We start from the raw sequence: 18,457 nt of genomic DNA on the forward strand, positions 1-18,457 counted from the left end.
CCGCGCTCAGACGCCTTCGACGGCGATCATGTTCATGATCGCGGCGCCGGCACGGGCCTCGCGGGCCTTCTTGTATTCGGGGGTCTCGTAGAAGGCCTTGGCCTGCTCGAACGTGGCGAACTTGAGCAGCACCACGCGCGTGGGCTGCCAGGTGCCTTCGAGCGGCTCGACCTGCCCGCCACGCACGCAGACCTCGGCGCCATGCGCCTGCATGGCGGCGGAGGACCACTTCTTGTATTCCTCGTACTGCGTCGGGTTGGTGACTTCGACGTGGGCGATGACGTAGCCGCTGGGCATGTTGCAGGTGTCCTTCAGTTCGAATCGGGGAATTGGCGCGACAGCAACAGGCCGGCGAAGCGCAGCAACCCGTCCAGCTCGTGCCGGATGACAGCGACCACGATGGCCACATCCAGGCTCTGGTACTCGTGGACCGCGATGTTACGAAAGCCAACCATGCGGCCCAGCACAGCCGCCAGGTCGGCGTCGATCACGCCCTCTTGCTGCAGTGTCGCAAACACTTCGCGCGCACTGCCCGGCAACGCCCAGCCCTGGGCCGCGATCACCATGTTGCCCATGCCGATCGCCAGTTCGCAGGCACGTTGCACGTTGAGGATGGCAGCGTCCTGACGCGAGAAATCGGTCATGAAGTCTGCCGCCGCAGCCAGCTCTTCGCGGGCGCGGCGCACGCAGCGCTCGAGACGGGCGCTCTTTTGCGCCAGGGCGTCAGCAAGGGCCGTCATGGACGCGCTTCTCCCGCGCGAAGCAGTCGATGGGCCAGTTGCTTCACCATCGGCTGCCGCCATGCCTGCATGTGCTGGTACTCGCTGAGCACGAATGCGCAGTAGCCCGTCAGCGCCACCGGGTCCAGGCTGAAGAGGAGGCGGCCGGTGGCCAGGACCTGATGCTGCATCACGGTGGACAGGCGCCGGAAGTCCAGCAGGTCCACGTCGACGCCAAACTGCGCTGCGATTTGTTCGGAGGCTTCCCACCGAAGCTCGGGCGACAAGGGGGCCGGTAGATCCACTGCGATGTCCAGATCGCTGTGGGGGCCGAAGCGGCCAGAGGCCGCACTGCCGAACAGCCAGGCAGCCCGCGCCTGCGGCAGCGCGTTGCGCAGCGCGGCGACGATCCGGTCCTGGCTGGGCGGCAGGGTCATGCGTTGAAGCTGTCTTCCAGAAAGCCGTTCTTCTTGGTGATGCGGTCGAGTTCGACCAGCGTCTCGAGCAGCGCCTTCATGTGCTTGAGCGGCACGGCGTTGGGGCCGTCGGACAGCGCGTTCTTGGGGTCGGGGTGCGTCTCCATGAACAGGCCTGCCACGCCCACGGCCACCGCGGCGCGCGAGAGCACCGGCACGAATTCGCGCTGTCCGCCGGAGCTGGTGCCCTGGCCGCCCGGCAGCTGCACAGAATGCGTGGCGTCGAACACCACCGGTGCGCCGGTCTCGCGCATGATCGCCAGGCCGCGCATGTCACTGACCAGGTTGTTGTAGCCGAAGCTCGCGCCGCGCTCGCAGGCCAGGAAGTTGTCGTCCGGCAGGCCCTTCTCGCGGGCGGCCGCGCGCGCCTTGTCGATCACGTTCTTCATGTCGTGCGGCGCGAGGAACTGGCCCTTCTTGATGTTCACCGGCTTGCCCGACTGGGCAGCGGCGCGGATGAAATCGGTCTGGCGGCACAGGAAGGCGGGCGTCTGCAGCACATCGACCACCTGGGCGGCCTCGGCGATGTCCTCTTCGGAATGCACGTCGGTCAGCACCGCCACGCCAAGCTCCTGCTTCAGCTTGGCCAGGATGGCCAGGCCCTTCTCGCGGCCCGGACCGCGGAAGCTCGTGCCCGAGGAGCGGTTGGCCTTGTCGAAGCTGCTCTTGAAGATGAAGGGAATGCCCAGCGAACTGGTGATTTCCTTCAACTGGCCCGCGGTGTCCATCTGCAGTTGCTCGGACTCGACCACGCAGGGCCCGGCGATCAGGAAGAAGGGCTGTTGGAGCCCGACGTCGAAGCCACACAGTTTCATGCTTGCTCCTTGGCGCCGGCCGCTCAGGCCACGACCTTCAGCGCGCTCTTGTCCGAGCCCTGGTGCGACAGCGCCGCACGCACGAAGGCGTTGAACAGCGGATGGCCGTCCCAGGGCGTGGACTTGAACTCGGGGTGGAACTGCACGCCCATGTACCAGGGATGCACGTCCTGCGGCAGCTCGACGATCTCGGTCAGCTGCTCGCGCTGCGTCAGCGCCGAGATCACCAGGCCGGACTGGCGCAGCTGGTCCAGGTAATTGACGTTGGCCTCGTAGCGGTGGCGGTGGCGCTCGGTCACCACGTCGCCGTAGATGCTGTGGGCCAGCGTGCCTGGCATCACGTCGGAGCTCTGCGCGCCCAGGCGCATCGTGCCGCCCAGATCGGACTTGGCCGTGCGCGTCTTGATGGTGCCGTCGGCGTCCTTCCACTCGGTGATCAGTGCGATCACGGGGACGCTGGCATTGGGGTCGAACTCCGTGCTGTTGGCGCCCTTGAGGCCGGCCACGTTGCGCGCGTATTCGATGGTGGCGACCTGCATGCCCAGGCAGATGCCCAGGTAGGGAATCTTGTTCTCGCGGGCGAAGCGGGCCGCGCAGATCTTGCCTTCCACGCCGCGCTGGCCGAAGCCGCCGGGCACCAGGATGGCGTCGTACTTGTCCAGGCGCGCCACGTTGTCGGGCTGGATGGTCTCGGAATCGAGGTACTCGATCTTCACGCGGGCATGGTTCTTCATGCCGGCGTGGCGCAGCGCTTCGTTGAGCGACTTGTAGCTGTCCGACAGGTCGACGTACTTGCCGACCATGGCGATGGTCACTTCCTTCTGCGGATGCTCCACCTCGTAGACCAGGTCGTCCCAGCGCTGCAGCTTGGCCGGCGGCGTGTTCAGGCGCAGCTTGTCGCAGATGAGGCCGTCCAGGCCCTGCTCATGCAGCATGCGCGGCACCTTGTAGATGGTGTCCACGTCCCACATGCTGATCACACCCCATTCGGGCACGTTGGAGAACAGCGAGATCTTGGCACGCTCCTCGTCGGGAATCGGCCGGTCGGCGCGGCACAGCAGGGCGTCGGCCTGGATGCCGATCTCACGCAGTTTCTGCGCCGTGTGCTGCGTGGGCTTGGTCTTGAGCTCGCCGGCTGCCGCGATCCAGGGCAGGTAGCTCAGGTGCACGAAGGCGCTGTTGTTGGGGCCGGCCTTCAGGCTCATCTGGCGCACGGCCTCGAGGAAGGGCAGGGACTCGATGTCGCCCACCGTGCCGCCGATCTCGACGATGGCGATCTGCACCTCGTGCGGCGTGCCGATGCCGGCACCGCGCTTGATGTATTCCTGGATCTCGTTGGTGACGTGCGGGATCACCTGCACCGTCTTGCCCAGGTAGTCGCCGCGGCGCTCCTTCTCCAGCACCGACTTGTAGATCTGGCCGGTGGTGAAGTTGTTGGACTTGCGCATGCGCGTCGTGATGAAGCGCTCGTAGTGGCCCAGGTCGAGGTCGGTTTCGGCGCCGTCGTCGGTCACGAAGACTTCGCCATGCTGGAAGGGGGACATCGTGCCCGGATCCACGTTGATGTAGGGATCGAGCTTGATGAGGGTGACCGTGAGGCCGCGGGATTCGAGGAGGGCGGCGAGGGAGGCGGAAGCGATACCCTTGCCGAGGGACGACACCACACCGCCGGTGACGAAGACGAATTTGGTCATTGCCGGACGCGGGCGCCATGGCCCGCGGATGGGAAATTGAGATTGTACCGGCCGGCCGATGTCCTCTTTTCAGTTCGGTCACATCGCGTGACGCAGGGCTGGGGCCGGGCGGCGCTCCCTCTACACTGCCCGGATGCAACAAGACCTGGCGGGCAAGCACATCCTCCTGGGCCTCACCGGCGGTGTGGCCTGCTACAAGTCGGCCGAGCTGTGCCGTCTGTTCGTCAAGGCCGGCGCGACCGTGCAGGTGGTGATGACCGAAGCCGCCACGCAGTTCATCACGCCGGTGACCATGCAGGCGCTCTCCGGCCAGCCCGTGTACCTGTCGCAATGGGACGCGCGGCAGGCCAACAACATGCCCCACATCAACCTGGGCCGGGAGGCGGATGCGATCGTGCTGGCGCCGGCCAGCGCCGACTTCATCGCACGGCTGGTGCAGGGGCGCTCCGACGAGCTGCTCAGCCTGCTGTGCCTGGCCCGTCCGCTGCAGCGCGTGCCGCTGCTCGTGGCGCCCGCCATGAACCGCGAGATGTGGGCCCACCCGGCCACCCAGCGCAATCTGCGCCAACTCGCAGACGATGGCGCCCGGGTGCTGGGCGTGGGCCAGGGCTGGCAGGCCTGCGGCGAGACCGGCGACGGCCGCATGCTGGAGCCGGCCGAACTGCTCGAAGAGGTCGTGGCCCACTTCCAGCCCAAGGTGCTGCAGGGCGAGCATGTGGTGGTCACCGCCGGCCCCACCTTCGAGGCCATGGACCCGATCCGCGGCATCACCAACCATTCCTCCGGCAAGATGGGCTTCGCCATCGCCCGCGCCGCGCGCGAGGCCGGCGCCCGCGTCACGCTGGTGGCCGGCCCGGTGCACCTGCCCACGCCGCGTGGCGTGCAGCGCGTGGACGTGGCTTCGGCCCAGCAGATGCTGCAGGCAGTGCAGGCGGCCGTGGTCGATGCCTCGGTGTTCGTGGCGACGGCGGCGGTGGCCGACTGGCGGCCGGCCGATCCGCAGATGCACAAGATCAAGAAGGACGGCAGTGGCCAGACGCCGGTGCTGCGCTTCGTCGAGAACCCCGACATCCTGCACACCGTCGCGCAGGGCGAGCGGGCGCGTGGGCGGCAACTGTTTTGCGTCGGCTTCGCGGCCGAGAGCGAAAACCTGCTCGAACATGCCAAGGCCAAGCGCCAGCGCAAGGGCATTCCGCTGCTGGTGGGCAACATCGGGCCGCTGACCTTCGGTCAGGACGACAACAGCCTGCTGCTGGTCGACGAGCAGGGCGCACGAGAGCTGCCGCGGGCCTCCAAGCTCGCGCTCGCCCGCGAACTCGCCTCCGAAATCGCTGTCCGGCTGCGGCCGTGGCGCGGCTGAGGCGTCCCATCCTTCTGCCGATGAACGAGACCGACTGGAACACGCCCCGCAATGGCGATTTCGTGCGCTATGTCGAGCAGTTGACGGCCGAGTCGCTGCAGCGTGTCCACGCGCGACAGGATCGACCTTCGGCAGCCGCAGCATCGGTGCCGCCCGGTACTGCGTCGCCGGGTGCGACTTCTTCGCCTGGCCCGCGCAGCGCGCCGGGCGACCTGTCGGCGCCACCAGGCGTGGCGGGCTGGGCCGCGGCGGGAATCGTGGGCCTTCTCGTGCTGTGGGCCATTGGCGCGCCTGTTGGCGTCCTTGTGCTGCTGGCAGCCCTCGGTGCCGCGGTGTTCAAGCGCTTTGTCCGGCGCGGCGCTGCAGCGCCAGTTGCCCGCCAGTTGCTGGCCGGCCTTCGTCAAGGCCCCCAGAACGGCAAACCCCGACCTCCCGCCGGCGGCACTGCCGCACGGCCCAACCCTCGAAGACAGTCCTCCCCATGAAGATCGACGTGCGCGTGCTCGACGCGCGAATGGTCCAGCAACTGCCCACCTATGCCACGCCCGGAAGCGCCGGCCTGGACCTGCGCGCCTGCCTGGCAGAACCCCTGACCCTGGCGCCCGGCGCCTGCGAGCTCATCGGCACGGGGCTGGCCATCCACCTGGCCGATCCTGGCTTTGCGGCCTTGATCCTTCCCCGCTCGGGCCTCGGCCACAAGCACGGCATCGTGCTGGGCAACCTCGTCGGCCTGATCGACAGCGACTACCAGGGCGAGCTCAAGGTCAGCGCCTGGAACCGCAGCCAGACGCCGTTCGTCGTCGCGCCCATGGAGCGCCTGGCCCAACTGGTGATCGTGCCGGTGGTGCAGGCCCAGTTCCGCGTCGTCGAGACCTTCGATGCCGACACCCAGCGCGGTGCCGGCGGTTACGGCTCCACCGGAAAGCTGTAAGCATCTCCCAGAAGTTGTTTCGGCTGTGAGCAAGGGTGCCTTCCAGAACCTTTGCCGCGCGTCCGCCTCCAACCCCCGAGGTGGGCGGTCGCGCGCGACGCCGCATGGTGCGGCGGCGCAGTCGATCAGCCGAGGGCAGGCCCGCCTGTCGAGGATCCATACCATGATTCACAACAAGATTCGCTCCCTGGCCGTTCCGGCCGTTGCCCTGACCGCCGCCGCGCTGCTCGCCGGTTGCGTGACGCCGGTGCCGGTGTACCAGACCCGCTATCCCTATCAGCCCGCAGCGGCACCGGTGTACCCGGCGGCCCCTGCCTACAACCAGGCCGTGTATGTCGAAACCGGCATCGTCGCCAACATCGAGGTGTTGCGCAGCGAGACGCCGCCGGTGGCGCCTTCGGGCGGCGGCGCCGTGGTGGGCGGCCTGGTGGGTGGCGTACTGGGCAACCAGATCGGCCATGGTTCCGGCCGCGCGGCGGCCACCATGCTGGGCGTGGTGGGTGGCGCGCTGGCCGGCAACGCGGTCGAGGCACGCAATGGCGCCGGCCGCGTCTACGAAAGCTATCGCGTCTCCGTGCAGATGAGCAATGGCGGCTACCGCAGCTTCGATGTGCCCAGCCCCGGCGACCTGCGCATCGGCGACCGCGTGCGCATCGACGGCGGCCAGATCTCGCGCTACTGATCGCACCTGAATGCACAAAGGCCGGCCCCTCGGGCGCCGGCCTTTGTGCTTCATGGAACGCGTCGTCGCGACGCGGCCAATGGGGCGCTCAGTGCAGCGAGTCGCTGCCCGGCGCCATCGGCGCGAAGCGGAAGAAGCCGGTGCCGGCGGTACCGCGGCCGATCTCTTCTTCGGTCGCTTCGCGCACGGCATTGACGGTCAGGTCCAGCCGCAGGGCGATGCCGGCCAGCGGATGGTTGCCGTCCAGCACAAGGTGCTCGGGGTAGATCTCGGCCACGGTGTAGAGCACGTTCTTCGGCATGTCCGGATTGACCCCGGAGGGCAGGGCGGCGCCGTCGAAGCTCATGCCTTCTTCCACTTCCTTGGGGAACAGCGCACGCGGCTCCAGGAAGAGCAGGTGCTCGTCGAAGTCGCCGAAGGCCTGTTCGGGCTCCAGGTGGAGTTGCACGCGGGCGCCGGGGCCGTGGCCCTGCAGCGCTGTCTCGATCGCATCGAAGAGGTCGTCGCCGCCCACCAGGAATTCGACGGGCTCGGTGAGCACGTCCAGGGTTTCGCCAAGGGTGTCCTTGAGGGTCCAGGTCAGGGCGACCACGCATTGGGGGGTGATTTCCATATGAGAATTCTCCCACCATGCCCCTGACACAACGATTGCCCCTGCTCGGAGGACTGAGCGCCGACACCTTCATGCGCCGCCACTGGCAGAAGAAACCCCTGCTGGTGCGCCAGGCGCTGCCGATGACCGTCCCACCGATGTCGCGCGCCCGCCTGTTCGAACTCGCTGGCGAGGAGGGCGTGGAATCCCGCCTGGTCACCCACGACGCCCGCCAGGGCTGGCGCCTGCGCCACGGCCCCTTCGCCCGGCGCAGCCTGCCGCCGCTGGGCCGCCGCGAATGGACGCTGCTGGTGCAAGGCGTCGACCTGCACGACGACGAGGTCCACGCGCTGCTGCAACCCTTCCGCTTCCTGCCCGAGGCACGGCTGGACGATGTGATGATCAGCTATGCCAGCGATGGCGGGGGCGTCGGCCCGCACTTCGACAGCTACGACGTCTTCCTGCTGCAGGTGAGCGGACGCCGCCGCTGGTCCTGGGGCCGTCAGAAGGACCTGACGCTGCGCCCCGGCCCCCCTCTGAAGATCCTGGACCATTTCGAGCCCGAGGACACCCAGGTGCTCGAACCCGGCGACATGCTCTACCTGCCGCCGCGCTATGCCCATGACGGCGTCGCCGTGGGTGGCGACTGCATGACCTGCTCCGTGGGCCTTCGCGCGCCCGCGCAGACCGAACTGGCGTCCGACCTGCTCATGCGGCTGGGCGACATCGTCTCGGACGATGAAGCACCCGGCCGGCGCTATGCCGACCCCGGCCAACCGGCCTCCGAGTCGCCGGCCGCCATCCCCGAGGCGCTGCAGGCCTTTGCCCGCGACGCCGTCCAGAAGGCGCTGGCCCAGTCCACGCGCATCGACTGCGCGCTGGGCGAGTCCCTGACCGAGCCCAAGCCCAACGTCTGGTTCGATCCCGGCGAATGGCCGGAGCGCGTCGAGGCCGTGCGGCTCGACCGGCGCACCCGCATGCTCTACGACGTGCGCCATGTCTTCATCAACGGCGAAAGCCTGCTGGCCGGCGGCCGCGACGCGGTGCTGATGCGCCGGTTGGCCGATCGCCGCGAACTGGGTTCGCGCGAGTTGGCCAAGGCCAGCGCCGAGGCCCTGGCCCTGCTGGGCGACTGGTGCGAAGCCGGGTGGGTGCATGCCCGATGAGCTGAGGCTCAGCGCGGGCCCCTTCGACGGGCCCACGGTCTTCGCCGACCGGCTGCGCGAGGCCTTCGCCGCGGCGGCCGACCGCGCCTGGCCGGCTCTGTGGTGCGCCGACGCTCAGTTCGCCGACTGGCCGCTCGGGGAGGCCGCGGTCATCCAGGCGCTCCAGGCCTGGGCAGGCAGCGCCCGCCGCCTGCGCCTGGTGATGCGCGACGACCGCCTGCTGCGGGAGCGCCATCCGCGCTTCGTCGCCTGGCGCCAGCGCTGGGACCACATCATCGAGTGCCGGATCTGCGCCGACTGCGATGCCGCCGACCTGCCCAGCGGGCTGTGGACGCCAGGCTGGACGGTCGAGCGGCACGACCCCGTGCTCAGCCGCGGCAGCAGCAGCGGTGCACAGGCGGCCGTGGAGTCGCTGCGGCATCGCATGGACGATGCCTTCGCGCGGGGCCGCCCTGGTTTCCCGGCCTCCATCCTCGGCCTCTGAACCGCTGGCGCGACGGGTGGCGGCCGCCAGAGGCCGCCCGGCTCAGCTGCGCGCGGGTCGGGCGATGTGCGCGTCAGCGACACAGTCTGCTCACATTAAATGCGACATAAGTTGTAAATTGTTGATAAATGTAGACACGCTTCGGCCCGGCTGATCGAAAGTGACGATCATCTGGGTGACTCCCTGACGTCCTTCCGTTCCGCCTGTCCTTCCGATGAAAGTCGCTGCCTTCGACGAGGTTTCGCTCGGCCTGATCGGATTGAGCCTGCTGGCCGCGCTGGTCGCCCTGCTGCTGATGATGCGGGAGCGCTGGAAGTCGGCGGGCATCCGGCGCGAGCTGCAGGCGGTCTCGCGGCAGAAGCATGAGCTGGAGTGGGGCGACGCCCTGACGGGCCTGCGCAACCGCAAGGGGCTCGATGCCTCGCTCGACGATCTGGCGCATGTCGGCTCTCACGGTGTCGTTGTGGTGCTGCTGGACCACTTCCGGCGCATGCGGCAGGCCTTTGGCCAGGAATTCGGCGACTTCATCGTCAAGCTCGCCGCCCAGCGCCTGTCGGGCTGCCTGCCGCCGGGCGCGACGGCCGCGCACCTGGAAGGGGGCGAGTTCGCGCTGGCGATCCCCGGCAACCGTGCCGACCTGCTCGAAGTGGCCGAGCTGGCGTTCGAGCAACTGGCGTTGCCGGTGCAGTCCGCCAAGGGCCAGGTGATCCTCGTCGCCTCGCTCGGTGTGGCCATGGCGGATGCTCCGGAGGATCGCGGCCGGCTCATCGAATTCGCCTCCCTGGCCGCCGAACGTGCGGGCGCCGGGCTCAATGGCGAGGGCAAGGTCTGCGTCTACGACCCCGCCTTCGCCGAGGAGGCGCGGGCGCAGGCCTTCTTCGTGAACGACCTGCGCGCGGCGGTGGAGAACAAGGAACTGCGCCTGCTGTTCCAGCCCAAGGTCGATGCCCAGTCGCTGCAGATCACCGCGGCCGAGGCGCTCCTGCGCTGGCAGCATCCGGTGCGTGGCAACGTGGCACCGGCCGTGTTCGTGCCCATGGCGGAGTCCGCGGGCCTGATGGGCATGCTGGGCCGGTGGGTGATCGAGGAATCCTGCCGTGTGGCCGCATCCTGGCGGGCGATGGGGCTGCGCATGCGCGTGGCCGTCAACATCTCCGCACTGCAGATGCAGGAGGAAGACCTGGTCGATCACATCGCCCAGTGCCTGGAGCGCCACGGCCTGCAGCCCAACCGCTTCACCTGCGAGATCACCGAGTCGGTGGCCATGCAGCACACCGACACCGCCACCGCCACCTTCGAGCGCATGCGCTCGCTGGGCCTGCATGTCTCCATCGACGACTTCGGCACGGGCTATTCCAGCCTCGCCGCCCTGCGGCGCCTGCCCGCCTCGGAGTTGAAGGTGGACCGCGCCTTCGTGGCCGACCTCGAGCACAGCGAGGACGCGCGCTCCATCGCCGCGTCCATCGTCAGCCTGGGCAAGGCCCTGAACCTGAAGGTGGTGGCCGAGGGCGTGGAGACGCAGGGCCAGTGCGAGCTGCTGATGCTGATGGGCTGCGACGAGCTTCAGGGCTTTCTGTTCTCGAAGCCGATCTCGGCCGAGGAAATGACCGGCATGATCAACAGCGGCAGCGCCGACGGGCCCGAATCCCTGCCGTTCAGCGAGTCGCTGTTCATGAGCACCCGGCTCTCCGGCCTGTGAAGCGGTGCCCGCGGGCCGGAGGCGCGCGGTGGCGGTCCTGAAGGCTCAGGCGTCGAGCCAGGGCGAGCCCTCGGTGGCGTCGGCCGCCAGCATCTCGTGGGCGGCGGCGCCGAGTGCCTCGGCCATGGCCTGGCGCACCAGGTCCGGCCGGTTGTTCTGCTCCGACAGATGGGCCGCCACCACATGGCGCAGGCCGCCGTGGTTCACGGCCCGGGCGATCTCGGCCGCCGCGGTGTTGGACAGGTGCCCATAGTTGCCCCCGACGCGGCGCTTGAGGAAGGGCGGATAGCGCGACTGCGACAGCAGCGCCACGTCGTGGTTGAATTCCAGCAGCAGGGCATCCACGCCGGCCAGCCGGGCCATGACGTGGGCGCTGGCATGGCCCAGGTCGGTCAGGACGGCGAGAGTGCGGGCACCGTCGGTGCAGCGCAGCTGCAGGGGCTCGCGGGCATCGTGGGGCACGGTGAAGGGCTGGACCTGCAATTCGCCCACCTCAATGGCCTCGCCATCGCGGGCCAAGTGCAGGCGCCCCGCATAGTCGGGGGCCCCAGTGGCGAGCCAGGTGCCTTCGCTCATCCAGACATCGATGCCTTCGCGCTGCGACAGCGCATGGGCGCAGCCGATGTGGTCGCCGTGCTCGTGCGTGATGAAGACGGCATCGATGTCGCGCGCCTGCAGGCCTTCGCGCGCCAGCCGCTGGTCGAGCTGGCGCAGGTTGAAGCCGCAGTCGATCAGCAGGCGCGAGGTGCGCGACTCGCTGCGCACCTCCACCAGCGTGCCGTTGCCGCTGCTGCCGCTGCCGAGGCTGCGAAAGCGCAGCGCCACGCCTTACTTCAGGTCGTCGGCCAGCACGCGCACGATGCGCTGGGCGTTGTCCGACTTCTCCGGCGCACCGGCCTCGTTCAGCACCGTCACCGTGCTCTTGTCGCCTTCCGACTGCACGCGGATGCGGTACTTCATCGGCGCCTCGGTCTTGCTGTCGCGGCTGAAGAGCTTGCCGAAGATGCCGGGTTCCTTGCGGTCGGGATTGGGCGTCACGTAGCGCACGTAGTAGACGCCGGCCGAGCGGTCGCGGTCTTCCACGGTGAAGCCCGTGCGGTCCAGCGAGAGGCCGACCCGGCGCCAGGCGCGGTCGAAGCCGTCGGCCACCTGCAGCACCGGCTGTCCGTTGATGTTGCCGATGGTGGCGGCGCGGGCTCGGGGCGCAGCGGCCACGGAAGCGGCCGCGGCGCGCGACTGCTCCTGGGTCACGCCGAGCTTGACCATCAGGCGGCGCAGGAATTCGGTCTCGAGTTCGGGGTCCACGGCACGCGGTTGCCAGACGGTCTGGTCCTGCCGCTGGTTGGTGTAGACCTCCTGCATGCCGCGGTGGCTGATGTAGATCTCCGTGCCCTTCGAGGTGCGCTCCATGCGGGTGCGGAAGCGGTCCAGCTCGCCGGTCGAGTAGACGGAGTCGATCACCTTGCCCAGCATGGAGCGGATCGGATCCTGCGGCAGCTTGGCCCGGTTTTCGGCCCAGTCGGTTTCCATGATGCCAAGGTTGCGCTGTTCGCTGGTCAGCAGGAAGCCGTTCTCCATCCAGAAGTCGCGCACCGTGTCCCACAGCTGCTCGGGCGGGCGGTCGACCACGATCCAGCGCTCGTTGCCGGCGCGCTCCATGCGCACGTCGCCGATCTTGTCGACGGCCGTGGGAATGCCCGGGGCGTTGGCACGGCCCGCCTCATAGGCGTTGGCCGAGACGACGCCGCCGGGAATGGCGTAGCGGTTGTCGCGCGAGAGCTGGGTCAGGTCGGGCGGTACCTCCAGCGTGGGGGCCTTGCCGGCGCTCTTGTAGTCGATCTTGTCGGACTCCAGCACGGAGCACGCGGCCAGACTGGTGGCCAGGGCCAGCACGGCGAATCGCAAAGGGGTGTTCAAGTCGTCTTCCTTCGGCGAAGAGAGGGGGGTAATCAGGCGGCCCGTCGAGGCGACGGCAGCTGCATGGGACAGATGGAGTGCCCGGGCGGCAAAAGGTTGCCGAATCTTGAGCTTTGTGTCAGCCGGACACCAGGCCGCATTGGCGCAGGGCATCTTCGACCGCGGCGTGCTGGGGGCCGGCCAGGGGCGTCAGCGGCAGGCGCAGGCCGGCTCCGATGCGGCCCATGCGCTGCAGCGCCCACTTGACGGGAATCGGGTTGGGCTCGACGAAGAGCGCCCGGTGCAGCGGCAGCAGCGACAGCTGGATCGCCATGGCCCGGCGCGCATCGCCCGAAATGGCCGCCGCGCACAGCTCGTGCATCTGGCGCGGCGCGACGTTGGCGGTGACGCTCACGTTGCCGTGGCCGCCGCAGAGCATCAGTGCCACGGCGGTCGGATCGTCGCCGGAATAGATGGAGAAGCCCTTGGGTGCCTCGCGGATCAGCCACTGCGCGCGTTCGATGTTGCCGGTGGCTTCCTTGATGCCGACGATGCCGGGCACCTGGGCCAGGCGCAGCACCGTGTCGTGGGCCATATCCGCCACCGTGCGGCCGGGCACGTTGTACAGCACCATCGGCAGGTCGCCGACGGACTCGGCGATGGCACGGAAGTGCTGGTACTGGCCTTCCTGCGTGGGCTTGTTGTAGTAGGGCACCACCTGCAGCTGCGAATCGGCGCCCACGCCCTTGGCGTAGCGGGCCAGTTCGATGGCTTCGCGGGTGGAATTGGCGCCACAGCCTGCCATCACCGGCACGCGGCCGGCGGCCTGCTCGACGGTGACGCGGATGATTTCGCAGTGCTCTTCGACGTCCACCGTGGGCGATTCGCCCGTGGTGCCGACCACGCCCAGGCAGTCGGTGCCCTCGGCGATGTGCCAGTCGATGAGCTTGCGAAGCGCGTCGTAGTCGACGCTACCGTCTTCATGCATCGGCGTGACGAGCGCGACGATGCTGCCAGTCAGTTGCTCCAAGGGACTCTCTTTGTCGGTGAACGCGGAACCGCGGATTCTAGCCAGCGACCTGGGAGGGACCGAGGCGATGTCGCGCAAGGGCTTCTTCGGGCCGGGGCCGGACGGCGGCAATGCGCTGGACGAAGCGCTCGGGCGAGGGCAGGAAGCCGTCTTCGTAGGCCACCACCCGCAGGCCGGCGCTGGCGGCGATCAGCTCGCCCGGCGTGAGCAAAAAGTCGGGCCGCGAAGGGCGCCCGACGGTCTCGTTGCCGGCGGCGAAGGTCTCGTACAGCAGCACGCCGCCGGGCGCCACGGCCGCCACGATGCGGGGCAGCAGCGGGCGCCAGAGGTAGTGGGTGACGACCACGGCGTCGAACTGGCGCCCCTCGAAGGGCCAGGGGCCGTCCTCGATGTCGGCCTGCACGATCTTGGCGCCGATCTGTGCCAGGGGCGCCAGGGCGGCGATGGCCGCCGGATCGCGGTCGACGCCGGTCAGTGCATGGCCCTGGCTCTGCAGCCAGAAGAGGTGCCGGCCCGCACCGCAGGCCACGTCGAGCACCCGTCCGCCCGCGGGAATGAGATGGGCCCAGCGCTGAACCCAGGGCGAGGGCGGTGCCAGGGGCTGCGGCGGCTGCGGACCTGTCGTGCTCATCCGAAGCAGGTCCAGATCTGGTTGCCCAGCATCACCAGGAAGTCCGGCTGCGCATACAGCAGGAAGACGCCCGTGAGCGCCACGGCGGCGATGCCCCAGGCCGCCATGCGGCGGCCGAGCGCGGCGGAGTCGCGGCGCTGCTTCATGCCGGCTGCAGTCCGCGCCGCTCGATGGCGCGCTCGTTGACAGGCAGGTTCACCAGCGCCGCGAAGATGCCCAGCGCGATGGCGATGTACCAGACGATGTCGTAGCTGCCCGTGCGGTCGTAGAGGTAGCCGCCCAGCCAGACGCCGAGGAAGGATCCGACCTGGTGGCTGAGGAAGACGAAGCCGCCCAGCATCGAAAGATGCGCCACGCCGAAGATCTGGGCAATGATGGCGTTGGTGGCCGGCACCGTGGACAGCCACAGCGCACCGATCACGGCCGAGAACACGTAGACCGATGTCGGCGTGAGCGGCGCCAGCAGGAATAGGCTGATGGCCACCGCCCGTCCCAGGTAGATGGCGGCCAGGATCTTGCGCTTGGCAAAGCGCTGCCCCAGCACGCCGGCGGTGTAGGTGCCGATCACGTTGAACAGCCCGATCAGCGCCAGCGCGTAGCTCGCCACCTGGGGCGCCAGGCCATGGTCCTTGAGGTAGCTGGGCATGTGCACGCCGATGAACACCACCTGGAAGCCGCAGACGAAGTAACCCGCCATCAGCAGCACGAAGCTGGGGTAGCGGAAGGCCTCGGCCACGGCCTGGGCGATGGTCTGCTCGCGCCGGCCCGCGCCCGTCGTGTGGGCCGGCTCGCGCAGCAGGAAGGCCAGCGGCACGATCACCAGTGCCAGGGCGGCCAGCGCCAGCAGCGCGCTCTTCCAGCCCAGTTGCAGGATCAGCTGGCCCTCGACCGGCACCATGAAGAACTGGCCGAAGGAGCCGGCCGCCGCCGTCACGCCCATGGCCCAGGAGCGCCGTTCCGCCGGCAACTGGCGGCCGATGACGCCGTAGATGACGGCGTAGGTGGTGCCCGCCTGGGCCATGCCGATCAGCACGCCCGCCGTCAGCGCAAACACCAGGGGTGTGGGCGACAGGGCCATGCCGGCCAGGCCGGCGGCGTAGAGCACCGCCCCCATCAGCAGCACGCGAAAGGCGCCGAGCTTGTCGGCCAGCATGCCGGCGAACACCCCGGCCACGCCCCAGGCCAGGTTCTGGATGGCGATGGCCAGCGAGAAGGTCTGGCGCGTCCAGCCCTGCTCCTGCGTGATGGGCTGCAGCCACAGGCCGAAGCCGTGGCGGATGCCCATGGACAGGGTCACGACCATCGCGCCGCAGATCAGCACCTGGCGCATGGAGAGGTTGGTGGCAGGGGAGGACATGGAAGCGGGTGTCTCTTGCTGGGTGTTGTGATCTATTGCGGCCCGCGAGGGGCGCGGCGCATTGTCGGCGGTCTGTGCGCACCTTGCTGTCGCTAGCATCGCGGCGGCTCGACGATCAGGGAGAAGAACATGGCACAGCCATCCAGCACGCCGCGCATGACGGAGGCGGACTATTTGGCCTGGGAATCGACCCAGGCACGACGGCACGAGTACGTGGAAGGCCGCGTCTACGCGGTGCACGACGAGGCCGAACCGGCCCCCGCCGACGCTGCGGACCCGCGCGCGGCGGTGGCGCCCAACCTCGCGGCGGCACTGCGCGCGCATCTGCGCGGCACCGCATGCCGCGTCCATCGGGGGGACCTGCGGCTGTACCTGCCCGGTGCGGCTGCCTACCTGTACCCCGACCTGGTGGTGAGCTGCCCGGGCGCGGCCCGCGAAAGGCGGGTGCCGGTCGCCGAGCCGGTGTTCATCGCCGATGTGCTTTCGCCCGGGGCCGGCAGCCTGTACCCCGGAGTGCGCTTCACGCATTACCGCGGGCTGCCCTCGCTGCGCGAATACCTGCTGATCGACGCGCATCGACGTGGCATCGACCTCTACCGCAAGGGCGCCGACGGCCTGTGGGCCTTGCAGCCGCTGGCGCCGGGCGAGGCGGTGCCGCTCGCCTGCCTTGACCTGCGCCTGCCCGCCGCCGCGCTGTTCGCCGGCCTGCCCTGAGGCGGCTTCCCGCAGGGGCTGGATGGGCATCCAGTCCCGGCCGTGGGCCGTGACTACAATCCGCCGCCATGGCAACCCCCAGCAAGACGCCTTCCGGCTACTCGGAAGGTTCCATCCGCGTCCTCAAGGGCCTGGAGCCCGTCAAGCAGCGGCCGGGCATGTACACCCGCACCGACAACCCGCTGCACATCATCCAGGAAGTGATCGACAACGCCGCCGACGAGGCGTTGGCGGGCTTCGGCAAGAAGATCAAGCTCACGCTGCACACCGACGGTTCGGTCAGCGTCGAGGACGACGGCCGCGGCATCCCCTTCGGCCTGCACCCCGAAGAGAAGGCCCCCGTCATCGAGCTGGTCTACACCCGGCTGCACGCCGGCGGCAAGTTCGACAAGGGCCAGGGCGGCGCCTACAGCTTCTCGGGCGGCCTGCACGGCGTGGGCGTGTCGGTGACCAATGCGCTGTCGACGCGGCTCGAAGTCGTCTCGCACCGCGAGGGCCAGGTGGCCCGCCTCGTCTTCGGCGCCGGCGACGTGATCGAGCCGCTGCAGCTGCGCGCGCAGGGCAGCGGCGACCGCAGGCAGGGCACCACCGTCCGCGCCTGGCCCGACGCCAAGTACTTCGAATCGGCCACCTTTCCCATGGGCGAGCTCACGCACCTGCTGCGCAGCAAGGCGGTGCTGATGCCCGGCGTGGCCGTCAGCCTGACGGTCGAGAAGAGCGGCGAGACGCAGCAGTGGCTCTACAAGGGCGGCCTGCGCGACTACCTCATGCAGACGCTCACCGCCGACCCGGTGATCCCGCTCTTCGAGGGGGCCGGCCATGCCGACAAGAACACCGAGACCTTCGCCGAAGGCGAGGGCGCCGAATGGTGTGTGGCCTTCACCGAAGAAGGCCAGCCGGTGCGCGAGAGCTACGTCAACCTGATTCCCACCAGCGCCGGCGGCACGCACGAAAGCGGCCTGCGCGACGGCCTGTTCAACGCCGTCAAGAGCTTCATCGAGCTGCATTCGCTGCTGCCCAAGGGCGTCAAGCTGCTGCCGGAGGACGTCTTCGCCCGCGCCAGCTACGTGCTGTCGGCCAAGGTGCTCGACCCGCAGTTCCAGGGCCAGATCAAGGAGCGGCTCAATTCGCGCGACGCGGTGCGGCTGGTCTCCAGCTTCGTGCGGCCGGCGCTGGAGCTGTGGCTCAACCAGCACGTCGACTACGGCAAGAAGCTGGCCGAACTCGCCATCAAGGCCGCGCAGACGCGCCAGCGCGCCGGCCAGAAGGTCGAGAAGCGCAAGGGCTCCGGCGTGGCCGTGCTGCCCGGCAAGCTCACCGACTGCGAGAGCCGCGACATCGGCCACAACGAACTCTTCCTGGTCGAGGGCGACTCCGCCGGCGGCAGCGCCAAGATGGGCCGCGACAAGGAATGCCAGGCCATCCTGCCCCTGCGCGGCAAGGTGCTCAACACCTGGGAAGTGGAGCGCGACCGCCTGTTCGCCAACACCGAGATCCACGACATGTCCGTGGCCATCGGTGTCGATCCGCACGGCCCCAACGACACGCCCGACCTGTCGGGCCTGCGTTACGGCAAGGTCTGCATCCTGTCCGATGCCGACGTGGACGGCTCGCACATCCAGGTGCTGCTGCTCACGCTCTTCTTCCGGCACTTCCCCAAGCTGATCGACGCCGGCCATGTGTACGTGGCGCGGCCGCCGCTGTTCCGCGTCGATGCGCCCGCCCGCGGCAAGAAGCCGGCCGCCAAGTTCTATGCGCTGGATGAGGCCGAGCTCACCGCCATCCTCGACAAGCTGCGCAAGGACGGCGTGGCCGAGGGCAAATGGAGCATCAGCCGCTTCAAGGGCCTGGGCGAGATGAGCGCCGAGCAGCTGTGGGAGACCACGCTCAACCCCGACACCCGTCGCCTGCTGCAGGTGCGCCTGGGTCGGCTGGACTTCAGCCACACGCAGGGCGAGATCACCAAGCTCATGGGCAAGGGCGAGGCTGCCGCCCGCCGCGAGCTGATGGAACTGCGCGCGGACGACGTCGAGATCGACGTATGAGCGCGTCATTCCCGGCCGCGGTGTTGGCTCTGCTCCTCTCCCCTCTGGGGAGAGGCTGGGTGAGGGGCCGCGGGCGCTCGATGGGGCGCGGCGTTGGCTTCGTCGTCGAAGCTGCCGAGCGTGTGAGTGCCGATAGGGCGCGCCGTGCGGTGCTGGCCCCCACCCC

21 protein-coding genes are annotated in these 18,457 nt (G+C 69.0%); 9 read left to right on the plus strand and 12 right to left on the minus strand.

The genetic code is table 11. The annotated features are described in order from the left end of the window. Positions 1 to 6: 6 nt before the first annotated feature. Genes ACT54X_RS04200 through ACT54X_RS04220 form a run of 5 tightly spaced genes read right to left on the minus strand, consistent with a single transcriptional unit; the run spans position 7 to position 3,704 of the window. The gene (locus tag ACT54X_RS04200) at positions 7 to 297 is read right to left on the minus strand and encodes a DUF1330 domain-containing protein (RefSeq protein ID WP_234193897.1); all 291 of its coding nucleotides are present in this window, start codon (positions 295 to 297) and stop codon (positions 7 to 9) included. A gap of 14 nt (positions 298 to 311) precedes the next feature. Then, positions 312 to 740: a type VII toxin-antitoxin system HepT family RNase toxin gene (gene hepT, locus ACT54X_RS04205; RefSeq protein WP_294373181.1), complete on the minus strand. Its 429-nt coding sequence runs from the start codon at positions 738 to 740 to the stop codon at positions 312 to 314. Then, entirely contained in the window at positions 737 to 1,156 is a 420-nt protein-coding gene (gene mntA, locus ACT54X_RS04210; RefSeq protein WP_294373182.1) for a type VII toxin-antitoxin system MntA family adenylyltransferase antitoxin, read from the minus strand. The genes hepT and mntA overlap by 4 nt, the downstream gene beginning before the upstream one ends. Then, positions 1,153 to 2,010, minus strand: a complete 858-nt coding sequence (kdsA, locus tag ACT54X_RS04215; protein WP_294373184.1) for a 3-deoxy-8-phosphooctulonate synthase — start codon at positions 2,008 to 2,010, stop codon at positions 1,153 to 1,155. The genes mntA and kdsA overlap by 4 nt, the downstream gene beginning before the upstream one ends. A gap of 23 nt (positions 2,011 to 2,033) precedes the next feature. Continuing rightward, positions 2,034 to 3,704 (minus strand): CTP synthase, encoded by a 1,671-nt coding sequence (locus ACT54X_RS04220; RefSeq protein WP_294373187.1) that lies wholly within the window; start codon positions 3,702 to 3,704, stop codon positions 2,034 to 2,036. 133 nt (positions 3,705 to 3,837) lie between these two features. Between ACT54X_RS04220 and coaBC the strand changes: the two genes are divergently transcribed. The 4 genes from coaBC to ACT54X_RS04240 all read left to right on the plus strand — a co-directional run bounded on the left by coaBC (position 3,838) and on the right by ACT54X_RS04240 (position 6,677). Further along, complete coding sequence (coaBC, locus tag ACT54X_RS04225) at positions 3,838 to 5,064, plus strand: bifunctional phosphopantothenoylcysteine decarboxylase/phosphopantothenate--cysteine ligase CoaBC (protein WP_294373189.1); 1,227 nt, start codon at positions 3,838 to 3,840, stop codon at positions 5,062 to 5,064. A gap of 20 nt (positions 5,065 to 5,084) precedes the next feature. Next, the gene (locus tag ACT54X_RS04230) at positions 5,085 to 5,549 is read left to right on the plus strand and encodes a hypothetical protein (RefSeq protein WP_476345198.1); all 465 of its coding nucleotides are present in this window, start codon (positions 5,085 to 5,087) and stop codon (positions 5,547 to 5,549) included. Continuing rightward, positions 5,546 to 5,995 carry a dUTP diphosphatase gene (gene dut, locus ACT54X_RS04235; protein ID WP_476345199.1) on the plus strand — a complete coding sequence of 150 codons (450 nt, stop codon included), beginning with the start codon at positions 5,546 to 5,548 and terminating at the stop codon, positions 5,993 to 5,995. Before ACT54X_RS04230 ends, dut begins: the two co-directional genes overlap by 4 nt. Before the next feature lie 163 nt (positions 5,996 to 6,158). Continuing rightward, positions 6,159 to 6,677, plus strand: coding sequence for a glycine zipper 2TM domain-containing protein (locus ACT54X_RS04240; RefSeq protein ID WP_476345200.1), 519 nt, complete (start codon positions 6,159 to 6,161; stop codon positions 6,675 to 6,677). Between the two features lie 88 nt (positions 6,678 to 6,765). Here ACT54X_RS04240 and ACT54X_RS04245 read toward each other — a convergent pair whose 3' ends face one another. Next, positions 6,766 to 7,290 carry an FKBP-type peptidyl-prolyl cis-trans isomerase gene (locus ACT54X_RS04245; RefSeq protein ID WP_043117948.1) on the minus strand — a complete coding sequence of 175 codons (525 nt, stop codon included), beginning with the start codon at positions 7,288 to 7,290 and terminating at the stop codon, positions 6,766 to 6,768. Positions 7,291 to 7,307: 17 nt separating this feature from the next. Between ACT54X_RS04245 and ACT54X_RS04250 the strand changes: the two genes are divergently transcribed. The 3 genes from ACT54X_RS04250 (at position 7,308) to ACT54X_RS04260 (ending at position 10,618) form a co-directional block, all read left to right on the plus strand. Then, the gene (locus ACT54X_RS04250) at positions 7,308 to 8,435 is read left to right on the plus strand and encodes a cupin domain-containing protein (protein ID WP_354321008.1); all 1,128 of its coding nucleotides are present in this window, start codon (positions 7,308 to 7,310) and stop codon (positions 8,433 to 8,435) included. Next, positions 8,425 to 8,919: a hypothetical protein gene (locus ACT54X_RS04255; protein ID WP_354321009.1), complete on the plus strand. Its 495-nt coding sequence runs from the start codon at positions 8,425 to 8,427 to the stop codon at positions 8,917 to 8,919. The genes ACT54X_RS04250 and ACT54X_RS04255 overlap by 11 nt, the downstream gene beginning before the upstream one ends. 214 nt (positions 8,920 to 9,133) lie before the next feature. Next, a complete protein-coding gene (locus ACT54X_RS04260) occupies positions 9,134 to 10,618 on the plus strand; it encodes a putative bifunctional diguanylate cyclase/phosphodiesterase (RefSeq protein WP_354321011.1) in 1,485 nt (494 codons plus the stop codon). A gap of 45 nt (positions 10,619 to 10,663) precedes the next feature. Here the strand turns inward: ACT54X_RS04260 and ACT54X_RS04265 are convergent, their stop codons facing one another. From ACT54X_RS04265 to ACT54X_RS04290, 6 genes are all read right to left on the minus strand, one after another. Next, on the minus strand, positions 10,664 to 11,443 hold the full coding sequence (locus tag ACT54X_RS04265) for an MBL fold metallo-hydrolase (RefSeq protein WP_476345204.1): 780 nt from the start codon (positions 11,441 to 11,443) through the stop codon (positions 10,664 to 10,666). Between the two features lie 3 nt (positions 11,444 to 11,446). Further along, positions 11,447 to 12,535: an outer membrane protein assembly factor BamC gene (bamC, locus tag ACT54X_RS04270; RefSeq protein WP_476345205.1), complete on the minus strand. Its 1,089-nt coding sequence runs from the start codon at positions 12,533 to 12,535 to the stop codon at positions 11,447 to 11,449. A 118-nt stretch (positions 12,536 to 12,653) separates the two neighbouring features. Further along, a complete protein-coding gene (gene dapA, locus ACT54X_RS04275) occupies positions 12,654 to 13,580 on the minus strand; it encodes a 4-hydroxy-tetrahydrodipicolinate synthase (RefSeq protein ID WP_476345651.1) in 927 nt (308 codons plus the stop codon). A gap of 1 nt (position 13,581) precedes the next feature. Next, positions 13,582 to 14,175 (minus strand): class I SAM-dependent methyltransferase, encoded by a 594-nt coding sequence (locus ACT54X_RS04280; RefSeq protein WP_476345207.1) that lies wholly within the window; start codon positions 14,173 to 14,175, stop codon positions 13,582 to 13,584. Continuing rightward, positions 14,172 to 14,321, minus strand: coding sequence for a hypothetical protein (locus ACT54X_RS04285; RefSeq protein ID WP_294373205.1), 150 nt, complete (start codon positions 14,319 to 14,321; stop codon positions 14,172 to 14,174). Before ACT54X_RS04285 ends, ACT54X_RS04280 begins: the two co-directional genes overlap by 4 nt. Further along, positions 14,318 to 15,532 carry an MFS transporter gene (locus tag ACT54X_RS04290; RefSeq protein ID WP_294373207.1) on the minus strand — a complete coding sequence of 405 codons (1,215 nt, stop codon included), beginning with the start codon at positions 15,530 to 15,532 and terminating at the stop codon, positions 14,318 to 14,320. Before ACT54X_RS04290 ends, ACT54X_RS04285 begins: the two co-directional genes overlap by 4 nt. Positions 15,533 to 15,661: 129 nt before the next feature. On the opposite strand from ACT54X_RS04290, the gene ACT54X_RS04295 reads away from it, so the two are divergent. After that, complete coding sequence (locus tag ACT54X_RS04295; protein ID WP_354321013.1) at positions 15,662 to 16,246, plus strand: Uma2 family endonuclease; 585 nt, start codon at positions 15,662 to 15,664, stop codon at positions 16,244 to 16,246. Positions 16,247 to 16,314: 68 nt separating this feature from the next. Beyond that, on the plus strand, positions 16,315 to 18,291 hold the full coding sequence (locus ACT54X_RS04300) for a DNA topoisomerase IV subunit B (protein ID WP_476345211.1): 1,977 nt from the start codon (positions 16,315 to 16,317) through the stop codon (positions 18,289 to 18,291). The last annotated feature ends 166 nt before the right edge of the window (positions 18,292 to 18,457 follow it).

The organism is Pseudacidovorax sp. DMC4, from assembly GCF_056314265.1.

What these genes read in the sequence shown, in the direction of transcription:
- ACT54X_RS04250 (WP_354321008.1), top strand. Translation starts at nt 7,308, where the DNA reads ATGCCCCTGACACAACGATTGCCCCTGCTCGGAGGACTGAGCGCCGAC.
- ACT54X_RS04200 (WP_234193897.1), bottom strand. Translation starts at nt 297, where the DNA reads ATGCCCAGCGGCTACGTCATCGCCCACGTCGAAGTCACCAACCCGACG.
- ACT54X_RS04260 (WP_354321011.1), top strand. Translation starts at nt 9,134, where the DNA reads ATGAAAGTCGCTGCCTTCGACGAGGTTTCGCTCGGCCTGATCGGATTG.
- ACT54X_RS04285 (WP_294373205.1), bottom strand. Translation starts at nt 14,321, where the DNA reads ATGAAGCAGCGCCGCGACTCCGCCGCGCTCGGCCGCCGCATGGCGGCC.
- coaBC (WP_294373189.1), top strand. Translation starts at nt 3,838, where the DNA reads ATGCAACAAGACCTGGCGGGCAAGCACATCCTCCTGGGCCTCACCGGC.
- ACT54X_RS04220 (WP_294373187.1), bottom strand. Translation starts at nt 3,704, where the DNA reads ATGACCAAATTCGTCTTCGTCACCGGCGGTGTGGTGTCGTCCCTCGGC.
- ACT54X_RS04245 (WP_043117948.1), bottom strand. Translation starts at nt 7,290, where the DNA reads ATGGAAATCACCCCCCAATGCGTGGTCGCCCTGACCTGGACCCTCAAG.
- dut (WP_476345199.1), top strand. Translation starts at nt 5,546, where the DNA reads ATGAAGATCGACGTGCGCGTGCTCGACGCGCGAATGGTCCAGCAACTG.
- kdsA (WP_294373184.1), bottom strand. Translation starts at nt 2,010, where the DNA reads ATGAAACTGTGTGGCTTCGACGTCGGGCTCCAACAGCCCTTCTTCCTG.
- hepT (WP_294373181.1), bottom strand. Translation starts at nt 740, where the DNA reads ATGACGGCCCTTGCTGACGCCCTGGCGCAAAAGAGCGCCCGTCTCGAG.
- ACT54X_RS04240 (WP_476345200.1), top strand. Translation starts at nt 6,159, where the DNA reads ATGATTCACAACAAGATTCGCTCCCTGGCCGTTCCGGCCGTTGCCCTG.
- ACT54X_RS04280 (WP_476345207.1), bottom strand. Translation starts at nt 14,175, where the DNA reads ATGAGCACGACAGGTCCGCAGCCGCCGCAGCCCCTGGCACCGCCCTCG.
- ACT54X_RS04290 (WP_294373207.1), bottom strand. Translation starts at nt 15,532, where the DNA reads ATGTCCTCCCCTGCCACCAACCTCTCCATGCGCCAGGTGCTGATCTGC.
- ACT54X_RS04255 (WP_354321009.1), top strand. Translation starts at nt 8,425, where the DNA reads ATGCCCGATGAGCTGAGGCTCAGCGCGGGCCCCTTCGACGGGCCCACG.
- mntA (WP_294373182.1), bottom strand. Translation starts at nt 1,156, where the DNA reads ATGACCCTGCCGCCCAGCCAGGACCGGATCGTCGCCGCGCTGCGCAAC.
- ACT54X_RS04295 (WP_354321013.1), top strand. Translation starts at nt 15,662, where the DNA reads ATGGCACAGCCATCCAGCACGCCGCGCATGACGGAGGCGGACTATTTG.
- ACT54X_RS04230 (WP_476345198.1), top strand. Translation starts at nt 5,085, where the DNA reads ATGAACGAGACCGACTGGAACACGCCCCGCAATGGCGATTTCGTGCGC.
- ACT54X_RS04300 (WP_476345211.1), top strand. Translation starts at nt 16,315, where the DNA reads ATGGCAACCCCCAGCAAGACGCCTTCCGGCTACTCGGAAGGTTCCATC.